The 19,191-nt window shown below is 38.7% G+C and carries 15 protein-coding genes and 1 pseudogene; 13 read left to right on the plus strand and 3 right to left on the minus strand.

Annotated features, from left to right (window positions below):
* The first annotated feature begins 91 nt into the window (after positions 1-91).
* Positions 92-331, plus strand: coding sequence for a type II toxin-antitoxin system ParD family antitoxin (locus tag H4J41_RS02650; RefSeq protein WP_182135003.1), 240 nt, complete (start codon positions 92-94; stop codon positions 329-331).
* Positions 331-624 carry a type II toxin-antitoxin system RelE/ParE family toxin gene (locus tag H4J41_RS02655; RefSeq protein WP_182135001.1) on the plus strand — a complete coding sequence of 98 codons (294 nt, stop codon included), beginning with the start codon at positions 331-333 and terminating at the stop codon, positions 622-624. The genes H4J41_RS02650 and H4J41_RS02655 overlap by 1 nt, the downstream gene beginning before the upstream one ends.
* A gap of 97 nt (positions 625-721) precedes the next feature.
* Here the strand turns inward: H4J41_RS02655 and H4J41_RS02660 are convergent, their stop codons facing one another.
* The gene (locus H4J41_RS02660; protein WP_182134999.1) at positions 722-1,180 is read right to left on the minus strand and encodes a nuclear transport factor 2 family protein; all 459 of its coding nucleotides are present in this window, start codon (positions 1,178-1,180) and stop codon (positions 722-724) included.
* A 614-nt stretch (positions 1,181-1,794) separates the two neighbouring features.
* Here H4J41_RS02660 and H4J41_RS17790 point away from each other — a divergent pair.
* The 3 genes from H4J41_RS17790 to H4J41_RS02675 all read left to right on the plus strand — a co-directional run bounded on the left by H4J41_RS17790 (position 1,795) and on the right by H4J41_RS02675 (position 3,748).
* Positions 1,795-1,998: a peptidase C39 family protein gene (locus H4J41_RS17790; RefSeq protein WP_182135043.1), complete on the plus strand. Its 204-nt coding sequence runs from the start codon at positions 1,795-1,797 to the stop codon at positions 1,996-1,998.
* A gap of 134 nt (positions 1,999-2,132) precedes the next feature.
* A complete protein-coding gene (locus H4J41_RS02670; protein WP_182134997.1) occupies positions 2,133-2,345 on the plus strand; it encodes a hypothetical protein in 213 nt (70 codons plus the stop codon).
* A gap of 266 nt (positions 2,346-2,611) precedes the next feature.
* The gene (locus H4J41_RS02675; protein WP_182134995.1) at positions 2,612-3,748 is read left to right on the plus strand and encodes a flavohemoglobin expression-modulating QEGLA motif protein; all 1,137 of its coding nucleotides are present in this window, start codon (positions 2,612-2,614) and stop codon (positions 3,746-3,748) included.
* Between the two features lie 285 nt (positions 3,749-4,033).
* On the opposite strand, the gene H4J41_RS02680 is transcribed toward H4J41_RS02675, so the two are convergent.
* Positions 4,034-4,549 (minus strand): hypothetical protein, encoded by a 516-nt coding sequence (locus tag H4J41_RS02680; protein WP_182134993.1) that lies wholly within the window; start codon positions 4,547-4,549, stop codon positions 4,034-4,036.
* An 823-nt stretch (positions 4,550-5,372) separates the two neighbouring features.
* Between H4J41_RS02680 and H4J41_RS02685 the strand changes: the two genes are divergently transcribed.
* The 4 genes from H4J41_RS02685 to nirD all read left to right on the plus strand — a co-directional run bounded on the left by H4J41_RS02685 (position 5,373) and on the right by nirD (position 11,970).
* Positions 5,373-6,845 carry a NarK family nitrate/nitrite MFS transporter gene (locus H4J41_RS02685; protein ID WP_182134991.1) on the plus strand — a complete coding sequence of 491 codons (1,473 nt, stop codon included), beginning with the start codon at positions 5,373-5,375 and terminating at the stop codon, positions 6,843-6,845.
* Positions 6,846-6,851: 6 nt separating this feature from the next.
* Positions 6,852-8,624 (plus strand): bifunctional protein-serine/threonine kinase/phosphatase, encoded by a 1,773-nt coding sequence (locus tag H4J41_RS02690; RefSeq protein WP_182134989.1) that lies wholly within the window; start codon positions 6,852-6,854, stop codon positions 8,622-8,624.
* 437 nt (positions 8,625-9,061) lie between these two features.
* Positions 9,062-11,605: a nitrite reductase large subunit NirB gene (nirB, locus tag H4J41_RS02695; protein ID WP_182134987.1), complete on the plus strand. Its 2,544-nt coding sequence runs from the start codon at positions 9,062-9,064 to the stop codon at positions 11,603-11,605.
* A 29-nt stretch (positions 11,606-11,634) separates the two neighbouring features.
* Positions 11,635-11,970, plus strand: coding sequence for a nitrite reductase small subunit NirD (gene nirD / locus H4J41_RS02700; RefSeq protein WP_182134985.1), 336 nt, complete (start codon positions 11,635-11,637; stop codon positions 11,968-11,970).
* 91 nt (positions 11,971-12,061) lie between these two features.
* Here nirD and H4J41_RS02705 read toward each other — a convergent pair whose 3' ends face one another.
* Positions 12,062-12,214, minus strand: coding sequence for a hypothetical protein (locus tag H4J41_RS02705; protein WP_182134983.1), 153 nt, complete (start codon positions 12,212-12,214; stop codon positions 12,062-12,064).
* Between the two features lie 296 nt (positions 12,215-12,510).
* Between H4J41_RS02705 and H4J41_RS02710 the strand changes: the two genes are divergently transcribed.
* The 4 genes and pseudogenes from H4J41_RS02710 (at position 12,511) to H4J41_RS02725 (ending at position 19,127) form a co-directional block, all read left to right on the plus strand.
* Positions 12,511-13,713 (plus strand): alginate export family protein, encoded by a 1,203-nt coding sequence (locus H4J41_RS02710; protein WP_182134981.1) that lies wholly within the window; start codon positions 12,511-12,513, stop codon positions 13,711-13,713.
* 116 nt (positions 13,714-13,829) lie between these two features.
* Positions 13,830-15,284 (plus strand): annotated as a pseudogene (nirB, locus tag H4J41_RS02715) (nitrite reductase large subunit NirB); the annotation flags it as partial.
* A 105-nt stretch (positions 15,285-15,389) separates the two neighbouring features.
* Complete coding sequence (locus H4J41_RS02720; RefSeq protein WP_182134979.1) at positions 15,390-18,089, plus strand: nitrate reductase; 2,700 nt, start codon at positions 15,390-15,392, stop codon at positions 18,087-18,089.
* Positions 18,090-18,425: 336 nt separating this feature from the next.
* Positions 18,426-19,127 carry a VC0807 family protein gene (locus H4J41_RS02725; protein WP_182134977.1) on the plus strand — a complete coding sequence of 234 codons (702 nt, stop codon included), beginning with the start codon at positions 18,426-18,428 and terminating at the stop codon, positions 19,125-19,127.
* The last annotated feature ends 64 nt before the right edge of the window (positions 19,128-19,191 follow it).

Consider the following 19,191-nt stretch of genomic DNA (forward strand, 5'->3'; position numbering starts at 1 on the left):
AAAAACCAACTGTTATTTGTCCTTTTGAGTGACTTGTAATATTTTTTATACCATAATATATTATATATTGGTATTTATCGGATTTTATATCATGGCTAAAAATACAAGCGTGACATTGGGCGATCATTTTGATCAGTTTATAAACCAACAACTGAAAACTGGTCGTTATGGCTCAGCAAGTGAAATTGTTAGAGCAGGATTAAGAGCATTAGAAGATCAAGAAACTAAACTTTTAAACTTACGCAATATGCTAATTCAAGGCGAACAAAGCGGTATTGCCGATTACAGCTTTGAAAGTTTGTTGACTGAGCTAGATAAAGATAACCATTAATGAATGATTTTTTGCTATCTTCGAAAGCCAAATCAGATTTAATTAAAATAGCTAAATATTCCCAATTAACTTGGGGCATACCTCAACGGAACGACTACCTAAAAATATTAGATAGTACATTTCAGCTGTTAGCTCATGAGCCAGAACTAGGACTCAATTGCGATTACATTAGGGCGGGTTACAGCAAATACCCACAAGCTAGCCATGTAATTTATTACAAAGAGTATAAAAAAAGCCAAATATTTATAGTGCGTATATTACATAAAAGTATGGATGTGAACTCCGCACTCTAGAAAAATATAGACATAATGACTCCCACGAAGTGCTAGCTTTTCCGTTTGATTTCCTTGTTTACATTGCTCAACTTGCCCCTCCTTCCTCATTATTAGCTTACGGTTTACTCGAATGCTTTTTCGTATCGTGGTATTGCCACAAAACGTTAATTATTTTCCACTCGTTATTTTCATTTTTATATAAGTGCATGTAATCAATCCAATCATCAGCTGTTAATTTTACCGATGCAACTCGGTTATCAATATCAAGTATATTGATATCAATTTTGGGAGGTGATGGAAATTTATTACCATCTTTGTTGTAGTTTTCAGCCACCCAAACCATCGTTTCAAAATCGGTCTCCATGATAAACTCTGTACCATCTTTAGCCTTCCAGTAAGTTCTTTTAGCTAACTTTTTATCTAGGCCTCTTTTCATTAAATCCGGTTCGACTTTGTGTTGTGACTCTATATAATCGAGCACTGCTCTTTTTACTTTTTGATTATCAATATCCGTATCAGCTATTACAGCACAAGAGAAAAGAACAGATAAGGTTAAAACTATAACTCGAAGCATTGGACTTCCTTTAGTAAGCTAACAACCTATTATGTATACGTATCAGTAACACACGCACCAAAATTAACATTTAATTTACATTAATATCCCATACTTTCAAAATATTAGAAACTAGTAATGCTAACTAACATGTATATTAGGGCGTGTTACTAACACCTCTCAGTAATACACCCTGAACACAAAAAATAAAATACATTAAATTCATGTGGTTAAGTATATTTATTTAGTGTTTATTATAATATATCGCAAAATTTTTAGCTGGAATGTCAGGAATGCACACAAAGTTAGCATTAGCCGTTTTATGATGCACGACCGCTTTGCTAGCTTTACAGCTGTCAGTCTTGATAAAAACCTATAAAGCCAAAGTGATAGTGATAGTGATAGTGATAGTGATAGTTTGAGCTAATACATATTTGCAGTAGGTAAGGTTTCAACACGGCCTGAAGCGACTTTATTTTTATTATGCTGATATATTTGCCAATGGTTATTAACCCTATAATAACGACAAGTAAATATTGCTTTGCCATTTACAACACCGATACGCCAATCAAACTCTGTCTACCAATATTCTTCTGCAATCAGTAACAACGAACGGTTAAATATCATGAGTACTTATTAGCACATATCGATTAGATAGAAAAAACCCTCATTCGGTGGTGATCAGTGGTTATGATAAGCAGTACTTTTATCTAGATGATCCTGATCCAGATGAAAAGTTTCAAGATCATAATGATTGCCAATATATGCCGATTCTATTTGATAACTTTGAACCAATGTCAGTATTTTCTGCAAGAGGAGGAATAATAACTTCTATATAAATCAATAATTAATGAAGTTTATGTAGGTTAACAAAATTATGTAATCAGACTGACAAAAATATTTAACTATCAATTATTAATAAAAATAGCGAGTATTCCAACAATAGTATTTATTAACCACAAAAGAGAACACCATGAATAATTACTCAACTTCAGCATCGAGTAATAAAAACACATTGAATAACGAATTAACTGAGTTTGATTTATCTCATCAAAGTCAATTTGCTAATTCAAAACATTTTAGAGACAGAACAAATGCATCTGGCCATCAGAAGCAAGCAAGTAAAAAAGTGCATAAAAAGTTACGTGATGTTTTTGATGATGATGACTATGAAATTGAAGAGTGAAATTGAAGAGTGAAGTTGAGAGTAAACTTGCAGCGATAACATCAAGATAAAAAAGCGCCTCGCTAGGGTATTTCATCACCTGACATTGTTCAATGACAGTATATCTTACGGTAAGATCGGTGAAGCCCACTTGATTTAGGCGTTAAAATATCCATTGATTGCATGTTAACTTTTTTATGGCTTGACTACATTCATCAGTATCTATCCTTAATTCTCCCCCTACTCTGCACGTAAAGCATAATTTATTGCTAGATGAGACATCAGGTATGAAACACAATATTCAACCGTTAATAAAAACTATAGATTCACAACTTCATGCTTTAGTTAGTACAATTGATATTCTAAGTGCTGTTAAACCGCTTAATTATCTGCAAGAAAAAGAAACTTTTTTTAGTAAAAATTTTTCTACTGAGCCTTCATATCATTATAAAACTTCAGATATTGACCCGTTTGCCTTAAAGCGAAAACTGTACAACTTACCCTTAGAAAACATTCAAGATGAAGACCTTTATACACTCTATTTGGCCGTGGTTGATTCTTATGTCGATAAAATAGATCAATATAAGTCTATTGGCAGTAATAGCTTTTTGTATGACTCATTAAGATATTATGGCGAGCCTAGTGAAAAAGATATTCATAATGCGCAATTTATTTTGCACTTACCGGTTAACCCTAAAGACACAGCCGATAATATTATTGATGCGCAGGGTATTGTCGATATTTTAGCGAAAATGGTTGATGAAGAAAATTATACTTGGGATATGAAACTTGATGAAACTATGGTCGCCAATGCATTAGTCTCAGGTACAAACGTTCGAATTAATAGCAATGCAAAATTATATGAAACTGACGCTCGGGCTTTAGCTCATCATGAATTAGGCGTGCATCTAGCAACCTCTTTAAATGCCAATAAGCAGCCCTTGCGGATATTGTCATTAGGCTGTCCTTTGAATACCATGACTCAAGAAGGTTTAGCGATTCTGAGCGAGTATCTTTCTGGCAATCTAACCTTACAGCGCCTTAAAACTTTAGCGTTACGTGTTATCGCTGTTAAATCTATGATTAAAGATAAAGATTTTCGTACCACTTTTTTAATTCTTAAAGAAACCTATCAGGTTACTGACGATCAAGCCTATACCATCACTGCTCGGGTTTATCGAGGTGGTGGCTATACCAAAGACCACCTTTACTTAAAAGGCTTTAGCTTAATATTGAATGCTTACCAGCATGAGAAGAATTTTACGCATCTACTGGCAGGTAAAACCTCACTAGAGTTTTTACCCTTGATAACACGTTTAATTGATAAAGAGCTGCTCATCGCACCTCACTTTATTACGCCTGCATTTAGAAACCCGATTACTAATGACGCTGTTAGTACTTTTATTACTCAAGCAATACGTTAGCAGATAGTCAGATTAAACCTGAACAGTTGAAAAATTGGCTAAGGCTGATTTAGCTTTCAATGCTACCTAAAGCAAGTAAATTTAACGCAACACTAGCAACTCAGTCGTCTGAAAAACGCTCTAATGGGTAATAAAGTTAGCGCTCAAACAGGCTTCAAAAAACAGATCGAGTTAGGATGAACTAAGCAATTTCTTTATGGTATGGCGTTTATTCTTATTTGATGTATGTTCATGACTGGGCATCAAGATCACACTCCCTTTTATAAAAATTAAGGGTAATAAGACTTAAAAGTTACTCCAACTTGGTTTTCTTACCCTTGAAAAACAACCAAAATCTTTATCAGCATCTAATGCTTCAAAGTCATAATCGCTATCAATTAATAAATAAACCTTGCCGTCTTCCAATCTAATGTAAGCAGGAACTATTATTCTTTGGTAATTAAATTTAGGATTTTTTAGTAGTGCATTGTTCTCACTTTCTGAAATAGAAAGTATTTTATTGAGTTTAAAATACGCCACCATTTCGCCGTCACCATTGTGATAACAGCCATCAAAACAGGCTTTAATTGCTGAAAATGATTGGGTTTTAGATAATATACTTTTTTTGAAAAGCACTTTATTTTTTTCTGGTAACTGTATCCTAAATGTCACACCAGGATCTTCAGTAAGTTTAGTCATATCTGTGATGACAAAAACATCAGGCTCAGTGTTTCTGAACGCTAAAAATAAATTATTAAGTTCTTTTTTCGGATAGGATTGAAAGCCTAAACTATCAAGTGTAGCCGAATTTTTTTTTATCATTCTCCTGCCTTTTATTATTCATCTAAAGATAACTCTTATCATAATTTATATTGATTTTATTAAATACAACTTTCTTCATGATCGCTGCCTAATAGCTGAAAATGCCCTACATTTCTCAGAATATACAATGAAAATCACAGATTATGTATATAAGATGTTTACGATATGTTTTTAAAATGTTTACTGGATGTGTAGAGATAAAAAGACCAAAATAAGGTAAGGATTAGTAAATCAGATCATTATAAGTGACCTCATCGGTCAACTTGCCTATTACATACTAAAAAATAGAGCCTTTGTATCAGTTACTTTTTTATAAAAGCTAGCAGATAACTTTATATAGATTAAATAGCTGTAATGTTTTTCATTTATCACGCCATAGCTTCCTTATAAGTTATCTATGGTTATTTTTTGGCTATTAACTGAATGACATAGTTCTTTGTATTGGTCTTTGTATTGGTCTTTGTGTGGTATTGATATTGGTATTGATAAGACTCGCCTAAATTAAGTTCGCCTGACAATTACAGTGATTATTTATACTTTTGTTGTGCACCCTATCTGTGCGTCATAGCTATTGTGTTGTGCATGCAAACCTAAATCATAGACCCCCTCCTCTACAAAAAATAAATTAAAGCCAACAAAAACAACAGGATAATTAAAATATCATTGATGGCATTACATTTGCTATTACATTTACAGTTGAAGAATGTTCTTCGTATTGTGTAAGCCCGCCAGCTGAGTTAATAACCAAACCATTTTATGATTAACCGGGCAATGGCGTCTTTCATTAATATAAACACAAATGTTAATTTTTAGGAGTTGCGGTATGAGTGGTCAAGGTAGTCTCAATATTTTTTCTTTCAAAGGTAAGATGAAAGCCTTACATATGAGTTGGATAGCGTTTTTCATTACGTTTGCTGTTTGGTTTAACTTTGCCCCCTTAGTATCGGTAATTGCAGACTCATTAGGTTTAACGAAAGCTGAAATAAAAACCTTAATGCTATTAAACGTAGCCTTAACCATTCCAGCGCGCGTTGTCATTGGCATGCTTACCGACAAATATGGCCCTCGCTTAACCTTTGCCGTATTACTTGCGGTATGTAGCCTTCCTTGTTTTATGTTTGCTTTTTCAAGTACCTTTGAGCAAGCGGCTTTATCTCGCTTTTTATTAGGTTTTATTGGTGCCGGTTTTGTTATCGGTATTCGTATGGTGTCTGAATGGTTCCCAGCTAATGAGCTTGGCACGGCTGAAGGTATTTATGGTGGCTGGGGTAACTTTGGTTCAGCGGCTGCAGCCATGTCACTACCGACACTTGCCTTGGCATTTGGTGGTGAAGACGGTTGGAGATACGCGGTTGCCTTTACCGGTGCATTAAGCTTAATTTTCAGTTTTATCTGGTATCAAAACGTCACTGACACGCCTAAAGGTTCAACCTACTTTAAACCTAAACACACAGGTGCGATGGAAGTAACCTCAACCGGTGACTTCTTCTTATTATTATTAATGAAAATTCCTATGTACGGTGCTTTAGCCCTACTGACATGGAAATTATCTCCTGCTGGTGTAAGTTTATTGTCAGCACAAAGTGCACTTATTGCCTACATTAGTTTAGTGGTTTTATTTGCCTTTGAAGTAAAACAAACCATTAAAGTTAACGGCCATTTATTTTCAAAGCCCGTTGAAGAAATTCACCGTTATAAGTTCAAACAAGTGGCCGTATTAAACATTCTATACTTTGCTACTTTTGGTTCAGAATTAGCGGTTGTCTCTATGTTACCGTTATTTTTCGCTGAAACCTTCGAATTAAGTATGGTTTACGCAGCCATGTTAGCCTCTACTTATGCCTTTATGAACTTAATGTCTCGCCCTGGTGGCGGTTGGTTATCAGACCGATTTGGTCGTAAAAAAACCTTATTAATTTTAACCGCTGGTCTAGCACTGGGTTATTTAGGCATGTCGGAAATTACCAGTGAATGGCCTTTAGCCTTAGCCGTAGCAACCGCGATGGCTTGTTCATTCTTCGTGCAAGCAGGTGAAGGTGCTGTATTTGCTGCCGTGCCTTTAATTAAACGTCGTTTAACCGGACAAATTGCTGGTATGACCGGCGCTTATGGTAACGTGGGTGCAGTGGTTTATTTAACGGTATTAACCATGGTTGATTATTCAACCTTCTTTTTGGTGATAGCAGCGACTGCTGTGGTCGGCTTTGTTACCTTATTCTTTATGCAAGAGCCTAAGGGTACTATTACCGAAGTACGTGCAGATGGCACGGTAGAATTAATTAAAGTTGGTCACTAACAAAACATGAACAGTGAAAAAAAAACTCGCCAAAGTACGGTGGCTGATTTACAGCTGTGCTTCGGCGGTTTTTCTGCTAAAGGTTTGAAAGCGGAAAACCAAGATGCTTTCGCGGCCATTGTGCCTAAAAAACTTGAATTACGCGCTAAAGGCGCGGTTGCTGCCATTGCTGATGGGGTATCAAGCGCCAGTAAAGCCGCTGATGCCTCACAACTTGCCGTGACTCAATTTATTACAGAGTATCTTGCAACCCCGCAAACATGGTCAACAGAAAAGTCTGCGGCTAAGGTATTAACTAGCTTAAATAACTGGTTGTATTCACAAAGTGGCTTTATTGATGATTTAGCCGATCCAAACGCTCCACAGTGGCTAACCACTTTTTCAGCCCTTATTGCTAAATCAACCACAGGTTATATCTTTCATGTTGGCGATACCCGCATAACAAAATATCGTCATCAACAATTAGAAGTTATTACCCGTGATCATAATCGCAAGCAAATTGGCCAACAGGATTTATTAACACGCGCATTAGGTGGCGATAATCGTTTAGAGGTTGATGTACACCAAATAGATTTACAGCCGCGTGATTTATACATGCTAAGTTGCGATGGCATTCATGATTATATGTCCAAAGCTGTTTTTAAAACCCTGTTTGATTCATTGCCGTTAGCACCAGAAAAGTCAGACTTAGAAGCGCTGGCAACAAAAATTGTTGCAACCGCACTTGAGCGTGGTAGTGATGACAATGTCACTTGTTTACTGGTCTATATTGACGCCGTACCCAATCGTAAACTGGCGGAAATTGAACGTGACTTGAGCTCAAAAACCATCCCACCAGCATTAAAGGTTGGCCAGAAACTTGATGGCTACCTGGTTAAAAAAGTGATCCACGCCAGCATTCGCTCACATTTGTATTTAGTCATCGATATTAAAACAGATAAACCTTATGTGTTAAAAGCACCATCAGCTAATTTTTCAGACGACGCGCTTTATTTGCAAGGCTTTATGCGTGAAGCTTGGGTTGGTGAACGCATTAAGCACGCTAACGTTATGCGGGTGATACAAGGTAATCAAGACAGTCCTTTTTTGTACCATGTCTGTGAATATATTAAAGGGCAAACTTTAAGTGAGTGGTTACATGACAATCCTAAACCTAACATTGCACAAGTTCGTGATGTAATGAAACAAGTGATCAGCGCATTACGATCGTTTCAACGTTTAGATCTTGTACATCGCGACTTAAAACCCGACAACATAATGATCGATGAATATGGTCAGATTAAATTAATTGATTACGGCACCGTATTTGTCGCTTCACTTGATGAAAACCAAGAAACCATCAAAGAAGAAGTACCGCAAGGCTCTTTAAATTATATTGCGCCTGAAACCTTATTACACATGCAAGCAGATAATCAAAGTGATCTATTTTCACTGGGGGTTATTTGTTATGAAATGCTGTCAGGCGAACTGCCTTACAAACCCATGCAACGTGCTGAAGTCACCATTAAGGCTTATAGCGATATGCAATATCGCAGCATTAAACAGTTTCGACCTGAACTACCCTTGTGGTTAGATCTCAGCTTACAAAAAGCAACAGCGGCTGATCCGAGACTGCGCTATCAAGCCTTTTCAGAATTCTTTACTGATTTAAGTAAACCCAGTTCATCTGCTGTTGAAGCATACAAAAAACAACCTTTGCTAGCGCGCAATCCTTTATTATTTTGGCAATCAGTATCCGCCTTATTATTTATTGGCTTGGTGGTATCTTTGCTTAATTAATTAACCGATGGACCTAGATTAATTAAGCTTTCACAGACCCGATAAATCGCTTTGATTTATAATGGCTAATATAATGTCTTAATATAATCGCTAAGGCTGGCTAAAAAAATTTCCTAAAGTGTAAACCGTCTCTTTTAGCTTAGTATTATATCAGCGCGACACCTAAGCCTGTGCCATTTTCAGTGATCCGCGCTAGTACACAGTCACTTATCTTGCACGCCAACTTGCTGCACATCATGAACGCGCACACTATTACCGCACACCATTGGTGCGCTAACCTCTTCACCATAGTGCAAAAACGCTATCTCGAGCCAACAACAAAACCCTATCCACTTGAATTTACTAATATAAATCAACTGGTTCATTTATTGCAGATAACAAACCATTATCTAGTTCCGCTAGTGCAGCGGTAATTTAAAGAAGTAGGATTGTAATAAATGAACACACAAGCTCAAAAAATCGTCGTCGTTGGCAATGGCATGGTTGGCCATCACTTTGTTGATGAAATGGCGAAACATGCCGGCTATGAAATTACCGTATTATCAGCTGAAGACCGTTTAGCTTATGACCGTGTTCACTTATCGGAGTATTTTTCTGGAAAAACCGCTGATGACTTAGCCATGACAACGCCAGCATACTACAACGAAATCGGTGTTAACTTTTTCACCAACGCGAAAGTCACTCACATTGATAAAGCCGCGAAAGTGGTAACCACTGAAGCGGGCGAAACTTACGCTTACGACAAGTTAGTCATGGCAACGGGCTCATACCCTTTTGTTCCCCCTATTCCAGGTAAAGAGCGCGACCATTGTCTGGTTTACCGTACTATTCAAGATTTAGAAGACATTCAAGCGTCAGCTAAAACCGGTAAAGTTGGGGTTGTGGTCGGTGGTGGTTTATTAGGGTTAGAGGCCGCTAACGCCCTTAAAGAGTTAGGCTTAGAAACACACGTGGTTGAATTTGCGCCACAATTGATGGGTGTGCAATTAGACAAAGACGGCGGCGCTTTACTGCGTTCAATGATCGAAGGCATTGGCGTACAAGTACATACCCAAAAAGCCACTAGCGAAATTGTTGACGGCGAAGAATGCGTTCACCGGATGAATTTTGCTGACGGCTCGCATTTAGAAACTGACGTTATCTTATTCTCAGCGGGTATTCGCCCCTATGATAACTTAGCCCGTGAATTTGATTTAGCGCTTGGCGAACGTGGCGGTATTGTGGTTGATAACTACTGTAGAACCTCTGACGAAAGCATTTACGCTATTGGTGAGTGTGCTTTGTGGAATAACTTTATCTTCGGTTTAGTCGCGCCGGGTTACACCATGGCTAAGGTGACTGCCGATAACATTATTGGCGGTGAGCAACAATTTACTGGTGCTGACATGAGCACTAAGTTGAAGTTAATGGGCATGGACGTAGGGTCAATTGGCGATGCCCATGCGCGTACTGAAGGTTGTAAAAGCTATGTTTATTCAAACCAACCTGACCAAATTTATAAAAAAATAGTCGTCAGTGCCGATGGTAAAGAATTATTAGGCGCGGTGTTAGTCGGTGATACCAGCGAATACGATGCATTATTGCAATACGCACTCAATGGTATTGAGTTACCTGAAAACCCCGACGGTTTAATTTTACCCAGCTCAGGCGAAAAACCCACCTTAGGCGTTGATGCCCTACCCGATACAGCCACCATATGTTCATGTTTGAATGTCACTAAAGGCGACATTATTGCCGCTCTTGATTGTGGTGCAATTGATGTTGGTGAAGTTAAGTCTTCAACAAAAGCCGGCAGCGGTTGTGGCGGTTGTGCGGCATTATTGAAAAAAGTAACAGATCACGAATTAGAAAAACGCGGTGTTGAAATTAGCACTGACCTTTGTGAACACTTTGCTTACAGCCGTGTTGAGTTATTTCACATTGTGCAAGCAGAACAAATTAAAACCTTTGACCTGTTAATAGAAAAACACGGTTCAGGTTTAGGCTGTGAAATTTGTAAGCCAGCAGCCGCGTCTATTCTCGCTTCGGTGTGGAACGATTACATATTAAAACCCGACCATGTATCACTGCAAGACACCAACGATGTCTTTCTAGGTAATATGCAAAAAGATGGTACTTATTCTGTCGTTCCCCGTATGCCAGGCGGTGAAGTAACCCCAGATAAATTAATTGTTATTGGTGAAGTCGCTAAAGAATATAACCTCTATACCAAAGTAACTGGCGGCCAACGTATCGATTTATTCGGCGCACGTGTTGACCAATTACCGGCGATATGGAAACGCTTAATTGATGCGGGTATGGAAACAGGTCACGCCTACGGTAAATCGTTACGCACAGTTAAATCTTGTGTCGGCAGCACTTGGTGTCGTTACGGCCAACAAGACAGCATGGCAATGGCCATTTTCTTAGAAGATCGCTATAAAGGTTTACGTTCTCCTCATAAAATTAAGTTTGCGGTCTCAGGCTGTACACGCGAGTGTGCAGAAGCACAAAGTAAAGACATTGGTATTATCGCCACGGAAAACGGCTGGAACTTATACGTCAGTGGTAATGGCGGCATGAAGCCTCGCCATGGCGACTTATTCGCCATTGATTTAGATGATGAAACCTTAGTGAAATATATTGATCGATACTTAATGTTTTATGTCCGTACCGCGGATCGTTTAACCCGTACTTCTGTCTGGTTAGAGAACCTAGAAGGCGGTTTAGCCTACATGGAAAAAATAGTTAAAGACGATCACTTAGGAATTAATGCTGAATTAGAAAAACAAATGCAAAATGTCGTTGATACCTACCAATGTGAGTGGAAAACAACGATTGAAAGTGAAGAACAATTAAAACGTTTCCGTCAGTTTGTTAACTCTGACACCGTCGATAACAACATAGAATTCGTTACTGAGCGTGATCAAATTCGCCCCGCTCAAGGTGATGAGAAAAAATATGGCGTTCAAATTCAAGCCGTTGATTTAACACCTGCATAAACAAGCTTTACGAATAAGGAAAGAAAAAAATGATAACAGAAAATAGCTGGCAAACCATCTGCCCCACCAGTGATTTAATTAAAAATTCAGGTGTTTGTGCCTTATTAGCAAACGAAGAGCAAGTGGCTTTATTCCAAGTAGGTAACGACAAAATTTATGCGGTTTCTAACTTTGACCCCTTTGGTAAAGCCAACGTTTTATATCGCGGTTTAATTGGCGAAACTAAGGGCGAGGTTTACGTTGCTTCACCCTTATTAAAACAGCGTTTTGTTTTAAATTCTGGTGCCTGTTTAGATGATGACACCTTGGCAATTAAAACCTATGAAACACGGGTTACCGATGGCCAATTAGAAATATTTGGTTAAGCCGTTAATTTTATTCTTGCTTGAAAAAATCCCAGCTTAAGTGATTAAGCTGGGATTTTCACTTTTAGTGATTGCATGATAAGTGTATTAACTAATTAGCCGGAAAATCATTAACGCTAATAGCGTAACAAGTAGACGATTCGCTATGAGATAAGTACATGCCACCCAGGTAATTACTTGCATCATCAGCTAGTTCTAGCTCAATCACATCTTCAGTAACAGGGTCAGAGTGACTAGCGCCCAAGCAGAAAAATGACTTTGCTCAATATTGGCAGGCCAAAGGTTATGACTCTGTTCATCCTGATACGCTTTATTTATTTTGGTGCAGGCTTGCATCAGAAACTAACAAAATGCAGATAAAAAAAACCATTAAAAAACTAACCAATTGATATTAAAGAATTTATTTTACTGGCATAAAACCTGCTGTATTACTTAATAATATAACCTCTTATTTTTTCTACTTTACTTAAATTGACAAAAAACACCTTATCTTTACTGAACAGATTTAACGCCGATTTTAAAAAACTCAAGGAATGCAGTATGCAACCAGTTCGTCAACTTTCCACACTGACTACATTAATTTTATTAGCAGGTTCAAGTGCTTCAGCTAGTGCAAATAGTGAGAGTGGGAGTAAGAGTGAGACCCAAGCTAAAACTAGTGTCAATTTGAACTTGCGATACGAAACAGTTGCTCAAGACAACAGTTTAAAAGATGCCTCCGCATTAACCTTAAGTACCCGATTAAATTACACCAGTGCTAGCTACCATGATTTTACCGCTGTTATTGAATTTGAAGACTCACGCCAAGTAGCAGGAGTTAACAACTATAACGATGCTGTGGGTAATAATACAAAATATTCTGTTATTGCCGATCCAGAAACCACTGAATTAGACCAAGCTTATGTGCAATACAAAAAAGATGGCGTCACCGCAAAAGTCGGTCGCCAAGTACTGACCTTAGATAATCATCGTTATGTTGGGCATGTGGGATGGCGTCAAGATAGACAAACATTTGATGCAGCGACTGTAACTTATGCAGCCTTAGACCATGTAAAAATCAGCTATAGCTACATTAATAAACGTAATCGTATTTTTTCAAATGAAAAAGATTTTGATGCAAAAGACCATTTACTTAACCTCGCCTACAAAACGAGTTACGGCAAACTAACCGCTTACAGCTACCTCTTAGAAGTTGATGAAGGAAGCGCTAATAGCTTAGATACTTTCGGGGTGAGTTTTAACGGTAAAAAAGACAAGTTTTCATATTCAGCCGAATTTGCTACTCAAGATTCAGAAAGCGGCGCAACTCACTACTCTGCAAGCTATATGGCCATAGAAGGCGGCTATAGCTTTGATGCTGTAACTCTTAAATTAGGTGCAGAAGTTTTGGGCAGTGATGATTCAATGTATGGGTTTTCAACACCACTGGCAACACTGCATAAATTCAATGGTTGGGCAGATCAGTTTTTAGGCACACCAAAAGAAGGCTTGATTGATCTTTATGCCTCAGTGTCAGGTAAAGCATTCGGCGGCGGTTGGACAGTGACAATTCATGATTATTCTGCTGATGAAGCAACCGATACGGTTGATGATTTAGGCAGTGAAATTAATGCCGTTTACGCGAAAAAATTCGCTAAGAATTATAAAGCAGGCTTAAAGTATGCGGCTTACTCAGCAGGCGATGCTACTGCAGGTAAAGTGGATACGGATAAAATCTGGCTTTGGGTAAGTGCAAAATTTTAGCTCACCAAACACACTTATAATGATAACGCTCAACAGGTTTGTTAAGCGTTATCACAAATTGTAAACCCATATCACTATTGCAGCAGGTAAATAAAATTAGCTCAAGTAACCAACAAATCATAGAGAAACAAAAAGTTGTCGTGGTCGGTAACGGCATGGTGGGTCACCATTTTGTTGAGCAATTGGCTCAATTGAACACAGCCGATCAAGCCATTGAGATAACTGTTTTGTCAGCAGAGCCTCGCCTTGCTTATGACCGTGTTCACCTTTCAACATACTTTAGCGGTAAAACAGCGGCGGATCTGGCCATGGCTGACGAAAAAACCTACCAAGGTTGGGCGGTAAATTTTCAAACAAATGCCAAAGTTGTTGATATCGATCGCAGTAATAAAAATGTTGTCACGCAAAACGGCCAAGTTATCGCTTATGACAAACTTATTTTAGCCACTGGCTCTTATCCTTTTGTACCTCCTATTCCAGGAAAAGACCGCGAGCATTGTTTGGTTTATCGCACCCTAGATGACTTAGACGCTATTCAAGCTAGTGCCAATGTCAGTAAAGTGGGGGTGGTTATCGGCGGTGGTTTACTCGGCCTTGAAGCCGCAAATGCCCTAAGCCACTTAGGTTTAAAAACCCATGTGGTTGAGTTTGGGCCACAATTAATGGGCGTGCAAATTGATGCCGGTGGCGGTCGCTTATTAAAAGAAAAAATTGAAGCTTTGGGTGTTGAGGTACATACATCAAAAGCCACTAGCGTGATTGAAGACGGCGAAAGCTGTCGTTATAAACTGTGTTTTAGTGATGACACCGTACTAGAAACCGACCTGATATTATTCTCCGCAGGTATTCGCCCTTATGACAATCTAGCCAAATCATTCGCGCTTAAAATGGGTGAACGAGGCGGTATAGTAATTAATAACCAATGCCAAACCTCAGATGAAAATATCTATGCCATTGGTGAATGTGCCCTCTGGAACAACTTTATTTTTGGTTTAGTGGCGCCGGGTTACCAGATGGCTAAAGTGGCTGCAAAACATATTATGGGTGAACAAGCCTTGTTTACCGGTGCCGATATGAGTACTAAATTAAAGCTCATGGGGGTTGAAGTAGGCTCAATAGGGGATGCACACGCAAAAACCCCGGGGGCAATAACCTATACCTATCAAAATCAACCGGCCGGTGTATACAAGAAAATAGTGCTCTCGAGTGACAAAAGCAAAATGCTCGGCGCGGTGTTAATTGGTGATACCAGTGAATACGACTCGTTATTACAATACCTACTTAATGCCATAGATTTACCTGCATCACCGGAAGCACTGATACTGCCTTCATCAGGAGAAAAACCGACATTAGATGTTACAGCATTACCTGATACCGCCATTATTTGTTCATGTCATCAGGTCACAAAAGGCTATATTATCAGCTCAATCGCTCAAGGGGCTTGCAGCGTGGGTGATATTAAAACCTGTACTAAAGCCAGTAGCGGATGTGGTGGTTGTAGCGCTTTATTGAAAAGTCTGGCTGAGGCAGAATTTGAAAGCCGTGCTGTGAAAATTAAACAAGATATTTGTCTGAGTGTCATCGAATAAAATTCGAACATAAACAAATAAACAAATAAACAAAACATCCCATATAAAGCGGGCTGTATATCATTCTCTGTTGTAAAGGTAAATTTTATGAGTTGTTCTCAATCGTCACATATTGTTCAATCAACTTGCGCATACTGTGGTGTCGGCTGCGGTATTGATATCACAGTTAAAAATGGCAAGGCCTCTGGATTAGAGGGCACAATAGAGCACCCCGCCAATTTTGGACAACTGTGCGTAAAAGGCAGCAATTTATTAGCCACCACAGATTTAACCAACCGCCTGCTTGAACCACAAATAAATAACCAAACGGTTGATTGGTCAACGGCGACGAGCCATGTGGCAGATAAATTTGCACAAATTATTAAAGAGCATGGCCCTGATGCGGTCGCTTTTTATGTCTCAGGACAAATACTGACTGAAGATTATTATCTGGCGAATAAATTAATGAAAGGCTATATAGGCTCAGCCAACATTGATACCAACTCACGTCTTTGTATGTCGTCAGCTGTTGCAGCTTATAAGCGCAGTTTTGGTGAAGATGTTGTGCCTTGCAGCTATGAAGATTTAGACAGTACTGAGCTATTATTAATTACCGGCTCTAATGCCGCTTGGACCCATCCCGTATTATATCAGCGTATTGAACGCGCTAAAAAACGTAATCCAGCCATGAAAGTCGTGGTTATTGACCCACGTAAAACCGCAACCTGTCAAATAGCTGATTATTTTTTACCGATAAAGCCAGGCACTGACGCCGCATTTTTTAACGGTCTGTTAAATTACTTAAGCGCTAACAATGGCTTAAATAATGACTATATTGAGCAACATACCCAAGGTTTCGAACAAGCCTTATTAGCAGCAAAGAAATGGTCACTCGCTGAAGTATCAGCCTATTGCGATCTTGACCAACAACCCCTTGCCAGTGTCTATCAATTATTTGCCGACACTGAAAAAGTACTCAGCTTTTATTCAATGGGCATCAACCAGTCAAACTCAGGCACGGATAAGTGTCAAAGCATTATTAATTGTCACTTAGCTACCGGAAAAATAGCCAAAGACGGTTGTGGGCCTTTCTCTATCACAGGTCAACCCAACGCTATGGGCGGTAGAGAAGTCGGCGGTTTGTCTAATCAATTAGCCGCTCATATGGATATTGAAAACCCTGAGCACCGCTCAACAGTACAGCGCTTTTGGCAATCACCCACTATCGCTGATAAAGCCGGCTATAAAGCTATTGATCTGTTTGACGCTATGGATGAAGGTAAAATTAAAGCGGTCTGGATAATGGCGACTAATCCCATGGTAAGTTTACCTGATGGTAAAAAAGTCGCCCGGGCCTTAAATAAGTGTGAGTTTGTCGTGGTCTCTGACTGTGCTGAAAATAATGATACCTTAGACTTTGCTGATGTAAAACTACCCGCAACGCCATGGTTAGAAAAGAACGGCACAGTAACCAACTCAGAGCGCCGTATCTCACGTCAAACTAATGCGATAGCCCCTAATGGTCAAGCTAAGCATGACTGGAAAATTATTGCAGAAGTTGCCACCGCCATGGGTTTTTCAGGCTTTGATTATTCGCATGCTAGTGAGGTTTTTAGAGAGTTTGCTCAATTGTCAGGTTTTGAAAATAATGGTGCACGTGTCTTTGATATTTCTGCATTTTCAACCATTACGCCACGACAATATGACCGTTTAAAACCGGTACAATGGCCCGTTAATAGCACCTACCCTGAAGGTAAAAAACGTGTCTTTGAAGATGGAAAATTTTCTACAGCTTTAGGTAAAGCACTATTTTTTCCGATTACGCCGCGCCAGCCAAGACAAAAAACCTCGGAAAAATTTCCCTTTCGATTAAACAGTGGTCGGTTAAGAGATCAATGGCACACCATGAGCCGCACAGGTAAAGCGTCGCAGCTTACCGCACATACCGATAAATGTTATCTCTATATCAATCCTGTCGATGCCGCACAGTTAAAGATAGTTGATGATGAAATAGTCAATATCTCATCTGATACAGGGCAAGCGAGTGTGCATGCAAAATTAGATAAAAATCAACGTCCTAATGAATGCTTCATGCCTATTCATTGGAATAAGCAGTTTGCGTCTAGCGCCAATGTCAGCAACTTGTATGCGAGCATTGCCGACCCACTTTCTGGTCAACCTGAACTTAAACACGGGGCTATCGCTTTAAGCAAGACAGCATTCCAGCAATTTGGACAACTGCATATTAGCGAAGATTTTATTGCTCAAACTGAAATAACTAACGAATTTTGGACCAAGGCTCGCACAAGTTATGGCATGAGTTTTCAATTTGCTAATACGCAGCCTGAAACAGATATTTTGCATTGGTGTCAAACAAGCAGTCAAATATCGGGCGAATGGCGACAATTTAGTCAAGGAGATACCCAGTACGTTGTTTGTTTACAAGCAGGAAAATTAGCCTTTTTATGTTATAGCTCGGCAACTAATCTGAGCATCGAAAACGCTTGGCTTCAGCATGTTTTTAATCAAGCAAGCTTGCTAGAGCAGGATATTCAGTCTCTATTATCGGGCACTTCCAGTGATGAATTCGCTCAAGGCAAACAAATTTGTAGTTGTTTTAATGTCGGTGAAAAAGACATCATTAGTGCCATTAAATCGGGCTGTAGTTCAGTTGAACAACTAGGTGATAACTTAAAATGTGGCACTAATTGTGGTTCATGTAAACCAGAGCTCAGTGTTTTACTTGATGAATACGGCATAAATACCACAGAAATAATTAATTCCACTTTTATAGCAGAGCTCGCATAATTTGCCCATCATCATTTTAATGTCAGCATTGAAATGATGATGGCTCTCGCGAGTAAATCTTACCTTCAAAATCACTGCATGGGTATAATACCAATTTCATTAATTAGGTGGTCTACTTTATACGCAGGAAAAATGGCCAAATATAAGGAATTTATTTTAATAACTAGTTGTTCTAATTATTAAATAAATAACGCAGTAGTGGGTGATTTTAACCAGTAAAAATGATCAGATAATTAGTGAGATTGGTATCGCATGACATTTTAGCTATTTTTAGCTAAAATACCGCTAGACTTAAATAAACTGGCTATGGTCAGTTGCACCTTAAAATGAAATATAATGTCAACTCAAACACCCGCTAAACGTCCTAATACCTTTTTAGAGATTATTTTTAATATTGCTATTCCGTCGGTTATTTTAATGAAACTATCGGGGGATGAATATTTAGGCACTGTATATGCCTTAATATTGGCGTTATTATTTCCACTCGGTTATGGCTTGTATGATTTTATTAAAAACAAGTCCATGAACTTCATTGCCTTACTTGGCTTTATAAGCACCTTATTAACCGGGGGTATTGGTTTATTTGAGTTAGATGTGCAATGGCTAGCCATTAAAGAAGCCGCCATTCCCTCGGCAATTGGTTTAGTGGTACTCATTTCTGGCTTTTGGGGCAAACCCTTAATTGCCAAAATATTATTAAATCCGTTGGTGTTTAACTTAGAGTTAATCTATCAAACCCTCGAAAATAAAAATAAAACCGATGAGTTTAAAGCCAAAATTCAGCGGGCAAATCACTTTTTATCCACCACCTTTGTTTTTTCTGCTGCCATGAATTACTTATTAGCGAAATGGATTGTCGTTAGTCCTGCAGGTACGACGGAGTTTAACGAGCAATTGGGTGAGATGACTCTATTAAGTTATCCAGTGATTGCGATACCTTCGATGATCATGCTAATTGCGATTATGTTTTATGTTGTCAGAAGTACCATGAAGTTAACGGATTTAAAGTTGGATAACATATTGAACAGTGAAAAATAACGCTATTTAGTTTACCTTTACCCCTGTAACACTTAGTTACTATCGGTTTTAAGGGTATGCTTAG

Origin of the sequence: Colwellia sp. MB3u-45 (genome assembly GCF_014077005.1) — a bacterium.
In the GTDB taxonomy this organism is placed as follows: Bacteria; Pseudomonadota; Gammaproteobacteria; order Enterobacterales; family Alteromonadaceae; genus Cognaticolwellia.